This is a genomic window from Haemophilus influenzae (genome assembly GCF_003494325.1).
GTDB classification, from domain to species: Bacteria; Pseudomonadota; Gammaproteobacteria; order Enterobacterales; family Pasteurellaceae; genus Haemophilus; species Haemophilus influenzae_I.
Map to the genome: position 1 here is coordinate 96,325 of NZ_QQIK01000005.1, position 12,842 is coordinate 109,166.

General features: G+C 39.5%; 12 protein-coding genes and 1 tRNA gene. 9 read left to right on the forward strand and 4 right to left on the reverse strand.

All coding sequences use genetic code 11. The annotated features are described in order from the left end of the window. Window positions 1-5 precede the first annotated feature (5 nt). The 3 genes from tamA to rraB form a co-directional block, all read right to left on the reverse strand. On the reverse strand, window positions 6-1,742 hold the full coding sequence (gene tamA / locus DV356_RS08550) for an autotransporter assembly complex protein TamA (RefSeq protein WP_116973039.1): 1,737 nt from the start codon (window positions 1,740-1,742) through the stop codon (window positions 6-8). A gap of 150 nt (window positions 1,743-1,892) precedes the next feature. Beyond that, window positions 1,893-2,465 carry a peptidylprolyl isomerase gene (gene slyD, locus DV356_RS08555; RefSeq protein WP_011272175.1) on the reverse strand — a complete coding sequence of 191 codons (573 nt, stop codon included), beginning with the start codon at window positions 2,463-2,465 and terminating at the stop codon, window positions 1,893-1,895. 80 nt (window positions 2,466-2,545) lie between these two features. Then, complete coding sequence (rraB, locus tag DV356_RS08560; protein WP_077643965.1) at window positions 2,546-2,968, reverse strand: ribonuclease E inhibitor RraB; 423 nt, start codon at window positions 2,966-2,968, stop codon at window positions 2,546-2,548. Between the two features lie 108 nt (window positions 2,969-3,076). On the opposite strand from rraB, the gene truD reads away from it, so the two are divergent. The 9 genes from truD (at window position 3,077) to mutS (ending at window position 12,702) form a co-directional block, all read left to right on the forward strand. Further along, the gene (truD, locus tag DV356_RS08565) at window positions 3,077-4,096 is read left to right on the forward strand and encodes a tRNA pseudouridine(13) synthase TruD (RefSeq protein WP_118806836.1); all 1,020 of its coding nucleotides are present in this window, start codon (window positions 3,077-3,079) and stop codon (window positions 4,094-4,096) included. 9 nt (window positions 4,097-4,105) lie between these two features. Further along, the gene (gene surE, locus DV356_RS08570; RefSeq protein ID WP_118806837.1) at window positions 4,106-4,855 is read left to right on the forward strand and encodes a 5'/3'-nucleotidase SurE; all 750 of its coding nucleotides are present in this window, start codon (window positions 4,106-4,108) and stop codon (window positions 4,853-4,855) included. An 8-nt stretch (window positions 4,856-4,863) separates the two neighbouring features. Then, entirely contained in the window at window positions 4,864-5,442 is a 579-nt protein-coding gene (locus DV356_RS08575) for a YqaA family protein (protein ID WP_118806838.1), read from the forward strand. 8 nt (window positions 5,443-5,450) lie between these two features. Then, entirely contained in the window at window positions 5,451-5,636 is a 186-nt protein-coding gene (locus DV356_RS08580; RefSeq protein ID WP_005654318.1) for a hypothetical protein, read from the forward strand. Between the two features lie 23 nt (window positions 5,637-5,659). After that, window positions 5,660-6,877 (forward strand): murein hydrolase activator NlpD, encoded by a 1,218-nt coding sequence (gene nlpD / locus DV356_RS08585; protein WP_005664805.1) that lies wholly within the window; start codon window positions 5,660-5,662, stop codon window positions 6,875-6,877. A gap of 199 nt (window positions 6,878-7,076) precedes the next feature. Continuing rightward, window positions 7,077-7,157 carry a tryptophanase leader peptide gene (gene tnaC / locus DV356_RS10040; RefSeq protein WP_074031114.1) on the forward strand — a complete coding sequence of 27 codons (81 nt, stop codon included), beginning with the start codon at window positions 7,077-7,079 and terminating at the stop codon, window positions 7,155-7,157. Window positions 7,158-7,244: 87 nt separating this feature from the next. Continuing rightward, complete coding sequence (tnaA, locus tag DV356_RS08595; protein WP_005658448.1) at window positions 7,245-8,663, forward strand: tryptophanase; 1,419 nt, start codon at window positions 7,245-7,247, stop codon at window positions 8,661-8,663. Window positions 8,664-8,746: 83 nt separating this feature from the next. After that, window positions 8,747-9,982, forward strand: coding sequence for an aromatic amino acid transporter (locus tag DV356_RS08600; protein WP_038439561.1), 1,236 nt, complete (start codon window positions 8,747-8,749; stop codon window positions 9,980-9,982). 134 nt (window positions 9,983-10,116) lie between these two features. Then, entirely contained in the window at window positions 10,117-12,702 is a 2,586-nt protein-coding gene (mutS, locus tag DV356_RS08605; protein WP_118802684.1) for a DNA mismatch repair protein MutS, read from the forward strand. Between the two features lie 40 nt (window positions 12,703-12,742). Here the strand turns inward: mutS and DV356_RS08610 are convergent. Then, window positions 12,743-12,837 (reverse strand) — tRNA-Sec (locus DV356_RS08610). Window positions 12,838-12,842 lie beyond the last annotated feature (5 nt).

Consider the following 12,842-nt stretch of genomic DNA (forward strand, 5'->3'; position numbering starts at 1 on the left):
TCACCTTAAATTTCTGTACCAAGTCCAATGTAAAATTGAATATTTTTGCTGTTATCTTTATCACGAATGGGTGTGGCAATATCAAATTTAATCGCACCAACTGGCGATGCCCAACGCACACCAACGCCTGTGCCATAACGCAGCTCTTTTGCTGTGTAATTATCGGCAGCTAATCCACTATCTGCAAAAGTTGCTGCCCACCAATTTGGATAGACTTGATATTGATATTCTAAAGAAGTGGTAAGCAATCGCGAACCACCAACTAATTTTCCGTTTTTATTTTTAGGCGCAATTTTTTTATAGCCGTAACCGCGCACACTACGATCGCCACCAGCAAAGAAACGCAGTGTAGGTGGAATTTTTTCAATATCTTTTGTATGTAAATACCCGATTTCAGCACGAGCAACGATACGATGATTTTCTGCATAAGTACGAACCCACGCGCTAGATGCTTGCACTTTTATAAAAGAAGATTCTGATAGCCAAATTCGTTTGCTTAAATCAAAAGTAATTTTTTGCACATCGCCCCAAGTGGCAAAGGAACCACCACGTAATCGAGTACGAGTAAATCCAACAGTTGGATAAAGAAGTAAGGTTTTATCAGTGATATCCGCTTGTGTAAAACTGTCGTATCGCATACGAAGTCCGCCAAAATATTGCCAACCATGCGCATTATTCCAATAACGTAACGCTGACAACGTAAGCACTCTCGTATTGGTATCATTCTCTTTTTCCCCTTCCCAACCGACGGCAAAATCATAGTAATAATTTAATGGATTTTTAAGCAGTGGCATTCGATAAGTTGCCTCTAGAGTTTGTTTTGGTGCAGAGAGATAAAGATTTGAACGCAAACTATGTCCACGGCTATTAATCCAAGGTTTTGTCCAGCCTATTTGTCCGTGAACGCCGCCATCAGTAGCAAAGCCCACACCCAGTTCCATCGCATTTTTTTTACGTGGATAAAGAATAATCTCCACATCCACAGTTTTGCTTTTATGATTAACATTAGGCTGAACTAATACTGAGCTAAACCAATTTGAAGATGAAAAATCGCTGGTTAAATCCGACAAATTATTCATTAAATACGGATCACCAGATTTGATGTTAAGAATATTATTTAAGTAATCATCCCGAATTTGTGAATGGCTAAAAGTAATATTGCCATAATGATAACGGACACCACTATCAAATAACATTCGCCACCATGCTTGATGGGTTTCAGGGCTGATTTCTAAACGTGAAATTTTAAAGTTCCCATCAAAATACCCACGATTTAATGCTAAACGTGAAATCGCTGTTTTGTAATCATCGTAAGTTTGGTGCTCAACCAAAACGCCATCTTTCGGTAAGTTTTTACGCAATGCATTAAAATTTTCATCTTGTGCGGCTTCCCCCTCAATTTGCACATCAGTCCCCGCAATTTTTGTTGGCTCGCCTGGTGTAACATGAGCAATCAATAAATCGCGTTTGCCTTGACGCTGTTTTCGTTCAAAACGCACGGAAGATTCATAATAACCAAACACACGCAAACCACGATCCACGGCTTTGGTTACCAAATGTTGATAGCGTTCGGAGCCATCCATTTCTTCTTTATTAATCAAATTAACATTGAGATCTGTATTACGCACAGCACGGAAACCACGAATGCCTTGAACTTCAATATCAACAGTTTGTTCAGCAAATGCGGGAAAGCAACTTAATGCTAAAAAAAGTGCGGTGAGTTTTAGCGATTTTTTCTTCATTTTAAGGGGTTAAAATTTTCTAAGTAAATTGCACTATAGTCTACCGAGAAGTTCGTTAGGATCCAATATTTTCAGTGCATTTTGTCGGTTTTTTCATAAAAAATACCGCACTTCATTGCCAAAGTGCGGTAAATTTTTGAGCTGTTTTAATTAGTGACCGCCGCAACCACAGCTGCCGTGATTATGTTCGTGATTATGTTCGTGATGATGACCACCACAGCCACAACCGTGACCTTCTTCGTCATCATCGTGGCTGTGCGCACCGTGAACGTGGCCGTGAGCAATTTCTTCTAACGTTGCTTCACGCGCTGCAACAACTTCAACGGTGAAATGTAATTCTTGACCCGCTAACATATGGTTTCCATCAACTACAACTTCATCGCCATCGATTTCAGTAATCACTACTGGAACTGGGCCAATGTCAGTATCCGCTAAGAAACGCATACCGACTTCAAGTTCATCAACACCTTGGAATACATCTTTTGGTACACGTTGAACCATATTTTCGCTGTACGCACCATAACCTTCTTCAGGTTGTACACGTACTTCAAATTTGTCGCCAACTTCTTTACCTTCAAGTGCTTTTTCAAGACCGACTACTAAATTATTGTGACCTTGTAAATATTCTAGTGGTTGATTTGCTGGAGCTTCATCGACCAATACGCCATCTTGTGTGCGAACTTGGTAAGAAATGCTCACCACTACATTTTTTTCTACTTTCATTATGTTTTCCTTATAAAAAAATCCGTTAAAAAAGTCGTACCATTGTAGCGAAAATTATTCCGCGCGCAAGACTTTACGGATTAATGAACACGAGGCTCTTCTTCATCTTCATCATCAAAAAATTCCCCATCGTCACCGTATTCATCTTCATCGGCATTTGGGTCTTCAAAATAGGTGCCCCAACCATCATAAATGCCTTTATGTTTTTCTAACAATGGAAGGATTTCTTTTTGTTGTGCATCGATAATTTCAGCTTTTAATTCTACTTCACTGATGATGTCAAAACAGAAAATTGGTTTACCGTCATCATCTTTAAATTCTTCCGCTTCGGAAACTTCATAGCCCGCTTTAAACGCATCAACCGCAATTTTTTCTAACAAATCAAAATCGTGGTGTGCGATGTGATGCTCAATAATGTAAAGCGCATTTGGATCACTGCCATCATTAAGTAAATCTTCGATAATTTCACGGGTTTCTGCTTGTAATTCAGCCAATTTTGACATAATAAAATCCTTCAACAAGAACAAAAGTGCGGTTATTTTAGTGGATAAATCACCAAAAGTCGCATAGAATTTCGCACAATTATTTTCGATAAAAAAGAGCCCTTAACTATGCTCGAACAACTCCCTTATTTAGCATTAAAAACTCCGCCAAAAACCACCGCACTTTTAAAGGCTGAATGCGCGGATTTTATTGTAAAAGAGCATTTAGGCTATGAAATGTCGGGCGATGGAGAGTTTGTTGCATTGTATGTACGCAAAACAGATTGCAACACCTTATTTGTTGGCGAAAAATTAGCTAAATTTGCTGGTGTTTCTGAACGCAATATGGGATATGCAGGGTTGAAAGATCGTCGAGCGGTGACAGAACAATGGTTTTGCTTGCAAATGCCAGGAATGGAAACGCCCGATTTCAGTCAATTTGAATTAGATGGCGTAGAGATTTTAACGGTTACTCGACATAACCGAAAAATTCGCACGGGTAGCCTTGAAGGAAATTATTTCGATATTTTATTACGTGGTGCAGAAGAATCTGATGAGCTTAAAGTGCGGTTGGATTTTGTGGCAAATTTTGGTTTCCCCAATTATTTTACGGAACAACGTTTTGGTCGGGATGGCCATAACCTCACGCAAGCATTGCGTTGGGCTCAAGGGGAAATCAAGGTAAAAGATCGCAAAAAACGCAGTTTTTATCTTTCCGCCACGCGCAGTGAAATTTTTAATTTAGTTGTGGCTGCGCGTATCGAAAAGAGCGCAACAAATCAAGTGTTGCCAAATGATATTGTGCAATTAGCAGGTTCGCATAGTTGGTTCAAAGCGGATGAAAAAGAAGACTTAACTGCCTTGCAAGTGCGGTTAGAAAATCAAGATATTTTGCTTACTGCCCCTTTAATTGGCGAAGATATTTTGGTGGCGAGTGAGATTGAAAATGAAATCGTAAATCAACATTCAGTTTTCGATTCTTTAATGAAACAAGAAAGAATGAAGGCTGCGCGTCGCCCATTGTTAATGAAAGCAAAAGGGTTTTCTTGGGCATTTGAGCCAGAAGGCTTGCGTTTAAAATTTTATTTGCCAGCAGGCAGTTATGCCACGGCATTAGTTCGTGAGTTAGTAAATTATACAGAAGAATAAGGAAATATAATGCGAATTTTAGTTAGTAATGATGATGGTTTTCACGCGGAAGGCATTCAAGTTTTGGCAATGGAATTAAGAAAAATTGCAGAAGTCATTATTGTTGCACCCGATCGTAATCGAAGTGCAGCATCAAGCTCGCTCACATTGGTTGAGCCATTACGCCCACGCCATTTAGATAATGGCGATTATTGTGTAAATGGCACACCTGCAGATTGCGTACATTTAGCGTTAAATGGATTTTTATCTGGTCAAGTGGATTTAGTGGTATCAGGTATTAATGCAGGTTGTAATATGGGTGATGATACGATTTATTCAGGCACATTAGCTGCAGCCCTTGAAGGTCGTCATTTAGGTTTGCCTGCTATTGCAGTTTCGTTAGATGGTCGTCAGTATTATGAAACAGCGGCACGAGTGGTGTGTGATCTCATTCCTAAATTACATCATCAATTATTAAACCCTCGTGAAATTATTAATATCAATGTGCCTGATTTGCCTTTTGAAGAATTAAAAGGCTACAAGGTTTGTCGCTTGGGTTATCGTTCATCTTCCGTTGAAGTCATTAAACAAAGGGATCCTCGTGATGAAACCATTTATTGGATTGGCCCTTCAGCATTACCCGAAGATGAAAGCGAAGGAACAGATTTTTATGCCGTGAAGAATGGTTATGTGTCTATCACACCAATTCAAGCGGATCTTACCGCATATCATTCATTGCTTTCTTTGCAAAATTGGTTAGAGCAGGAATTTACCAAATAGAGAAAAATATGAAAATTTTCGGCACGATGTACGATAAAACGATGGAATGGTCAAAACATCGTTTTGCTGTTTTTTGGCTCTCTTTTGTAAGTTTTATCGAGGCGATATTTTTTCCTATTCCGCCCGATGTAATGTTGATCCCAATGTCTATGTCAAAGCCAAAAGGTGCGGTGAAATTTGCATTTTATACGGCAATTGCGTCTGTAATCGGCGGAATTATCGGTTATGCTATCGGTTTTTATGCAACGGATTGGGTGGAAAACATTGTGCAACAATGGGGATATGCTGCGCATTGGGCAAAAGCCATAAATTGGTTTGAGCAATGGGGTGTATTAGTTGTGTTTGTGGCAGGGTTTAGCCCAATTCCTTACAAGGTGTTTACGCTCTGTTCTGGCGTTATGCAAATGGCATTTTTCCCTTTTGTCATCACCGCATTTGTTTCACGTTTAGCGCGTTTCTTGCTAGTAGCAAAATTAGCTGCATGGGGCGGTGAAAAATTCGCAGCAAAATTGCGAAAATCTATCGAAATTATTGGCTGGTCAGTGGTTGTACTGGCTATAATCGCTTATTTTATACTGAAAAATTAGGATAGAAAATGAACAAATTAAGTCTTGTTTTAGTAGCTGGATTTCTTTTGGTTGGATGTGCATCTGAACCAGTTAAAGATCCAGACGCATTACCAAATGGCATTATGCAACCAGTAGAAGGCACAGGTGCCGTTGCTGGCGGTAGTTTTATGCCAGAAATTCAAAAAAATACGATACCAACACAAATGAAATAATAAAGGAACAATAAGGAATAACTATGAAAAAATCGTTTCTCTTACTCCCTTTGAGTCTTGTTGTATTATCGGCTTGTACCTCTAATTCTCCTGCACCTATTTCTGATGCAGATGGAAATCTTTCCCCTAGTGTAATACAATCTGTAAATGGCAGTAATGTAGGTGGTGCTTGGCAACCTGAAATTCAAAAAAATTCATTACCTACAATGGGAAATATGGTCACGCCACAACCAAATTTTCAACCGATTAATCAACAACCAACAATGCCAACAGCACCTGCACAACCTGCATTTCAACCCTCTCCGAAAACCGTAGTTAGCGCACCGACAGTACAAACAAAAACAGTTACCAAAACAGTCGCTGATTGTGTAGATGGACAGCATATTAATATCCCACGTAATCCAAATACCAATGCGCCAGATTACAGCAAAATCTCAAAAGGCTCTTACAAAGGCAATACCTATAAAGTAAACAAAGGCGATACAATGTTCTTAATCGCTTACTTGGCGGGGATTGATGTAAAAGAATTGGCGGCGTTGAATAACCTGTCCGAACCTTATAATTTAAGTTTAGGGCAAGTTTTAAAGATTTCTAATTGTGACATAAAAACGGTTACTACAACGGTTTCTGTAAAACAACCTGCAGTCACAGCATCAACAGCAACGCCAGTTAAACCAGCAGTCACTTATACTCCGGGCGCAAACGGTACTCAAATAGGATCTGACGGTACTATTATTGGCCCAATTAAATCAGAGGCTGGCACATCGCCTAGTGTACCTGTGGCAACTTCATCAACACAGGTTACATCATCTGTAAATAATGCGAATAGCACACCAATTAATTCCAATGTTGTTGCGCCAATCGCCTCAAATGTTGTGTGGCAATGGCCGACTTCAGGTAATATTATTCAAGGTTTCTCAAGCACAGATGGCGGTAATAAAGGAATTGATATTAGTGGTTCACGAGGACAAGCTGTAAAAGCGGCTGCAGCAGGGCGAATAGTGTATGCAGGCAATGCTTTACGTGGTTACGGTAATTTAATTATCATCAAACATAATGATGATTTTTTAAGTGCCTATGCGCATAACGACAAAATTCTTGTCGCCGATCAACAAGAAGTCAAAGCAGGTCAAGACATCGCAAAAATGGGTAGCTCTGGTACAAATACCGTGAAACTCCACTTTGAAATTCGCTATAAAGGTAAATCAGTGGATCCAGTACGTTACCTACCAAGACATTAATCTTCCTGTAAAAAGTGCGGTAAAAAATCTCAACAAATTTTTACCGCACTTTTTTATTAAAAATATTCTGTGAGGAATATCACAAAATAAAAAAATAATAGATGACAATATTAAATTTTATATTATTCTGATAATGCTTCGTAGTTAGAAGTCAGTGTTAAGTTTTATTAAGTTTCTCTTCTCTTAAAAGGAGTTTAATATGCTCAACTTGCTTTCTCCTAACCAAACTTGGGTTCTTGTTGATCCAAGATTATCTTTTTATTTTCCCATAATTTATTAATCCTTTCTTATTAACCATCAAAGTGTTTTCATTTTAGAAAATCATTTTTTATTTAAACTAAGCAAATTAATTTTTGGGGATTTTGCTATGGAAAATTTTAAACATTTACCTGAACCTTTCCGCATTCGTGTTATTGAACCAGTAAAAAGAACTACTCGTGAGTATCGTGAGCAAGCGATCTTAAAATCAGGCATGAATCCATTTTTATTGGATAGTGAAGATATTTTCATTGACTTACTTACAGATAGCGGTACTGGTGCCGTTACACAAGATATGCAAGCTGCAATGTTACGTGGCGATGAAGCCTATAGTGGCAGTCGCAGTTATTATGCGTTAGCTAAAGCAGTGAAAGATATTTTTGGTTATGAATATACAATTCCTACTCATCAAGGCCGCGGTGCTGAACAAATTTATATTCCAGTATTGATTGCTAAACGTGAACGTGAGAAAGGTTTAGATCGCAGCAAAATGGTGGTTTTCTCTAACTATTTCTTTGATACCACACAAGGACATAGCCAAATTAATGGGGCAACGGTTCGCAATGTTTATATCAAAGAGGCATTTGATACAACAGCAAAACATCCATTTAAGGGTAATTTCGATTTAGAAAAATTAGAAAAAGGCATTCAAGAGGCGGGAGCACATAATGTACCTTACATTGTATGTACCATTACTTGTAACTCTGCGGGTGGTCAGCCAGTTTCTATTGCAAACTTAAAAGGCATGTATGAAATTGCGCGTAAATACGATATTCCAGTCATCATGGATTCAGCTCGTTTTGCAGAAAACGCCTATTTTGTTCAACAACGTGAAGAAGCTTATAAAGACTGGACTATTGAACAAATTACTTACGAAAGCTATCGCTATGCTGACGGTTTAGCGATGTCCGCCAAAAAAGATGCTATGGTGCCAATGGGGGGTATTTTAGCGTTTAAAGATAAATCAATGGAGGAAGTTTATCACGAATGTAGAACGCTTTGTGTTGTGCAAGAAGGGTTCCCTACTTATGGTGGTTTAGAAGGTGGTGCAATGGAACGCTTGGCTGTTGGCTTACATGATGGTATGCGCCAAGAATGGCTGGCTTATCGTATTGCGCAAATTGAATATTTGGTTGCAGGCTTAGAAAAAATTGGTGTGCTTTGCCAACAACCAGGTGGCCACGCTGCGTTCGTAGATGCGGGTAAATTATTACCACATATTCCAGCCGACCAATTCCCAGCACAAGCACTTTCTTGCGAACTTTATAAAGTTGCAGGTATAAGAGCGGTAGAAATTGGCTCATTTTTATTAGGGCGAGATCCGAAGACGGGTAAACAACTACCATGTCCAGCAGAGCTTTTACGCCTAACTGTACCACGTGCAACTTATACGCAAACTCATATGGATTTCATTATTGAGGCGTTCCAAAAAGTGAAAGAAAATGCGGAGAATATTAAGGGTTTAACCTTTACCTATGAACCAAAAGTTCTCCGCCACTTTACGGCACGTTTAAAAGAAGTTGAATAATATCACGAAAAATGCAGTTCATTTTGAACTGCATTTTTTTATCAACAGCTAACTCAATAATTTGTTATTGATAAGGATGTTCTATGAAAAAACAACCTTCCATTTTTGGTGGTGCCTGTATTATTGCTAGTGTTTGCGTCGGAGCTGGAATGCTTGGTTTACCAACATCTGGTGCTGGAGCTTGGACAATATGGTCAGCATTAGCAATTTGCTTAACGATGATAATCATGACATTATCAGGCTGGTTATTACTTGAGGCCTATTCTACTTATGATTTAAGAGCATCATTTAGTACCGTAACTAAAGATATGCTCGGTTCAACTATCAATTCTATTAATAATCTTGCGGTGTATTTTGTCGGGGGTATTTTACTTTATGCTTATACCACTGCATCTGGAGGTATACTAGAAAACCTTATTAAACCGTGGATTGATTTTGGATCATCTACATTGGCAATTTGCTCTACTGTATTTGTATTAGTCTTTTCCTTCTTTGTTTGGCATTCCACTCGCATTGTAGACAGAATATCTGTTTTATTGATTGTATTCATGGGGTTTACTTTTATTTTTAGTACTTATGGATTAGCAACTAATATTAGTTTAGATACTTTATTAGATATTGGTGGAAAAGATACAAACTATGCAAAATATGCGGTAGGGATGTTTCCTGTTGCATTAACATCTTTTGGTTACCATCATTCTGTTTGTACTATGCGAGCCTATTATGGAGACGAGAAAAAAGCTAAATATGCCATTTCAGGTGGAACAGCCATTGCTCTTACTCTTTATTTACTTTGGATTTTTTCAATTTTCGGAAATTTGCCTCGCAATCAATTTGCACCTGTAATAGCTAGTGATGGCAATCTAGATATATTACTTAACGCTTTAGGTAGAGTAATAGAATCTAACACGGTTAAACAAATGATTAATGCCTTTTCTATCGCCGCAATTTTGTCATCTTTTATTGGCGTAGGATTAGGTGTATTCGATTATCTCGCTGATTTCTTCAAATTTGATAATAGCAAAATTGGACGAACAAAGTCATGGGCTGTGACTTTCCTACCACCACTAATTATGTCAATTTTATTTCCATTGGGTTTCTTAAAAGCCATTGGATATGCCGGCGCAGTAGCGACAATTTGGACTTGCATAATTCCAGCACTTCTTGCTTATAAATCTCGCAAAATAAATGCAGCAGCAACAACATTCCGAGTTTTTGGTGGAAATGGCTTAATAATCTTCATTGTATTATTTGGTGTTTTTGTGGCTATTTTCCATTTTCTAGCAATGTTTGACTATTTGCCTGTCTTTAAAGGATAAATATCAACTGAAAGTGCGGTAAAAAATCTCAACAAATTTTCACCGCACTTTTTTTATCTAGCTTTTTCCCCTTTCGGCACCTAAAATAGCCGCCACAAAACCTATCTTTATTCAGTTTCAAAGCAGGTAATTAGATGATTTCCGAAGAAAACTTCCAACAACATACGCCAATGATGCAACAATATCTAAAACTCAAAGCGGAGAATCCAGATATTTTGTTGTTTTATCGCATGGGGGATTTTTACGAGTTGTTTTATGACGATGCGAAAAAAGCGGCGGCATTGTTGGATATTTCTTTAACGAAACGAGGTCAATCTGCAGGACAGCCCATTCCGATGGCAGGAATGCCTTATCATGCGGTGGAAGGTTATTTAGCAAAATTAGTGCAGTTAGGCGAATCTGTGGCGATTTGCGAACAGATTGGCGATCCTGCCGCAAGCAAAGGACCAGTAGAACGCCAAATTGTTCGAATTGTTACGCCCGGTACGGTCAGTGATGAAGCGCTTTTGCCTGAACGCCAAGACAATCTGATTGCTGCGGTATATCAAGAGAAAGAAAAATTTGGATTAGCCACTTTAGATATGACCTCTGGCCGTTTTCAGCTTTGTGAACCTGCGGACAAAGAAACTTTGCGTGCGGAATTACAACGTATTGCACCTGTGGAATTGCTGTATTGTGAAGAATTTAATGAAATGGCTGCCATAGAACATTGTAAGGGATTACGTCGTCGCCCGATTTGGGAATTTGAACTTAGCACAGCCATTACCTTACTGAATCGCCAATTTGGCACAAAAGATTTACGCGCCTTTGGTGTGGAAAAATCCCCTCTAGGCTTAAGTGCGGCTGGTTGTTTATTGCAATATGCAAAAGAAACCCAACGTACCGCATTACCCCATATTCAAAGCATTAGCTTGATTCAAAATCAAGACTGCATTCAGTTAGATGCCGCCACGCGCAGAAATCTTGAATTAACACAAAATCTTGCAGGTGGCACAGAAAATACGCTATCGTCTGTCTTGGATAAATGCGTTACGCCAATGGGCAGTCGCTTATTGAAACGTTGGATTCACCAACCTATTCGTGATGTGGAAAAATTAAAACAACGCCAACAAGCGATTGCGGAAATTCTGAATTTTGATTTGGTCGATGAACTCCAACCTTATTTGCAATTAGTCGGCGATATGGAACGTATTTTAGCGCGTGTGGCGCTACGTTCAGCGCGTCCTCGCGATCTCACCCGTTTACGCACGGCGTTAGAACAAATTCCAGCATTACGTGCGATTGTGCAACAAAAAACACCGCCATTTTTAACCGCACTTTTCAGCCAAATTGCCGATTTCAGCGAGCAATGCGATTTATTGCAACGTGCATTGATTGAAACGCCTCCACTTTTAATTCGCGATGGTGGCGTGATTGCTGAAGGTTACCATGCAGAGTTAGACGAATGGCGTATGCTGTCTGATGGCGCAACTCAATATTTGGAAAATCTCGAAAAACGTGAGCGTGAAAGCACTGGTATTGATACGTTAAAAATCGGTTTTAATGCAGTGCATGGTTATTACATTCAAATCAGCCAAGGCCAAGCGCATAAAGCGCCCATTCATTATGTTCGCCGTCAAACCTTGAAAAATGCAGAGCGTTACATTATTCCTGAACTCAAAGAATATGAAGACAAAGTGCTGAAATCAAAAGGCGCAGCGTTAGCATTAGAAAAGCAACTTTACGATGAATTATTTGATTTATTATTACCGCACTTAGGCACGTTACAACTGGCTAGCCTCGTACTTTCTGAATTGGATGTATTGGTCAATCTTGCCGAGCGCGCAGACACCCTCAATTACGTGATGCCAACATTCTGTGATGAAGTGAGCGTGAAAATTGAAAATGGCCGCCATCCTGTTGTGGAACAAGTATTGAAAGATCCTTTCATCGCCAACCCAGTGGAGCTCAATCACAACCGTCATTTATTAGTTATCACTGGGCCAAATATGGGCGGTAAAAGTACTTATATGCGCCAAACCGCATTAATTACATTGCTGGCGTATATCGGCAGTTTTGTGCCAGCAGACAGCGCACGAATTGGGCCGATTGATCGTATTTTCACTCGAATTGGTGCGTCTGATGATTTAGCCTCAGGGCGTTCAACCTTTATGGTGGAAATGACGGAAATGGCAAATATTCTTCATCAAGCTACTGCGCAAAGTCTCGTGCTTATTGATGAAATCGGTCGTGGCACATCCACTTATGATGGCTTATCCTTAGCTTGGGCTTGTGCAGAATGGTTAGCCAAAAAAATCCGCTCGCTTACATTATTTGCCACCCATTATTTTGAATTAACCGCATTGCCAGAACAACTAGAAAGCATCGCCAATATTCATTTAGATGCCCTTGAGCATAACAACACCATCGCCTTTATGCACGCCGTACAAGATGGCGCAGCAAGTAAAAGTTATGGTTTGGCAGTCGCGGCTTTGGCAGGCGTGCCACAATCCGTCATTAAACTAGCAAAACAGAAATTGACACAATTAGAAAAAAACTCAAGCTATTCAGCCGAACAGCAAATTCAAGCGTTGCGTGAAGCCAATCACAATCAGGGCGAATTATTGTTTGAACAAGAAACAGATGCACTAAGAGAGGCTATTGAAAAGCTGGATCCCGATGATTTAAGCCCTAAACAAGCCTTGGCGTATTTGTATCAGTTAAAGAAAATGGTGGGGTAAATATTATATCCTAGCGATAAATTCAAAGGTTTATATGGATTGGCGGAGGGGAATGGGAGTTGAACCCACCCAAGAACGCTGGCGTCCTCAACAGGATTTGAAATCCTGCCACCTCACCGGAGATGACGCCCCTCCGTGGT

Excerpts from the sequence above, each read along its gene's own strand:
- DV356_RS08575 (WP_118806838.1), top strand. The coding sequence starts at position 4,864 with ATGAAAATTTTCGGCACGATGTACGATAAAACGATGGAATGGTCAAAA.
- tnaA (WP_005658448.1), top strand. The coding sequence starts at position 7,245 with ATGGAAAATTTTAAACATTTACCTGAACCTTTCCGCATTCGTGTTATT.
- rraB (WP_077643965.1), bottom strand. The coding sequence starts at position 2,968 with ATGTCAAAATTGGCTGAATTACAAGCAGAAACCCGTGAAATTATCGAA.
- nlpD (WP_005664805.1), top strand. The coding sequence starts at position 5,660 with ATGAAAAAATCGTTTCTCTTACTCCCTTTGAGTCTTGTTGTATTATCG.
- truD (WP_118806836.1), top strand. The coding sequence starts at position 3,077 with ATGCTCGAACAACTCCCTTATTTAGCATTAAAAACTCCGCCAAAAACC.
- slyD (WP_011272175.1), bottom strand. The coding sequence starts at position 2,465 with ATGAAAGTAGAAAAAAATGTAGTGGTGAGCATTTCTTACCAAGTTCGC.
- mutS (WP_118802684.1), top strand. The coding sequence starts at position 10,117 with ATGATTTCCGAAGAAAACTTCCAACAACATACGCCAATGATGCAACAA.
- DV356_RS08580 (WP_005654318.1), top strand. The coding sequence starts at position 5,451 with ATGAACAAATTAAGTCTTGTTTTAGTAGCTGGATTTCTTTTGGTTGGA.
- DV356_RS08600 (WP_038439561.1), top strand. The coding sequence starts at position 8,747 with ATGAAAAAACAACCTTCCATTTTTGGTGGTGCCTGTATTATTGCTAGT.
- tamA (WP_116973039.1), bottom strand. The coding sequence starts at position 1,742 with ATGAAGAAAAAATCGCTAAAACTCACCGCACTTTTTTTAGCATTAAGT.
- tnaC (WP_074031114.1), top strand. The coding sequence starts at position 7,077 with ATGCTCAACTTGCTTTCTCCTAACCAAACTTGGGTTCTTGTTGATCCA.
- surE (WP_118806837.1), top strand. The coding sequence starts at position 4,106 with ATGCGAATTTTAGTTAGTAATGATGATGGTTTTCACGCGGAAGGCATT.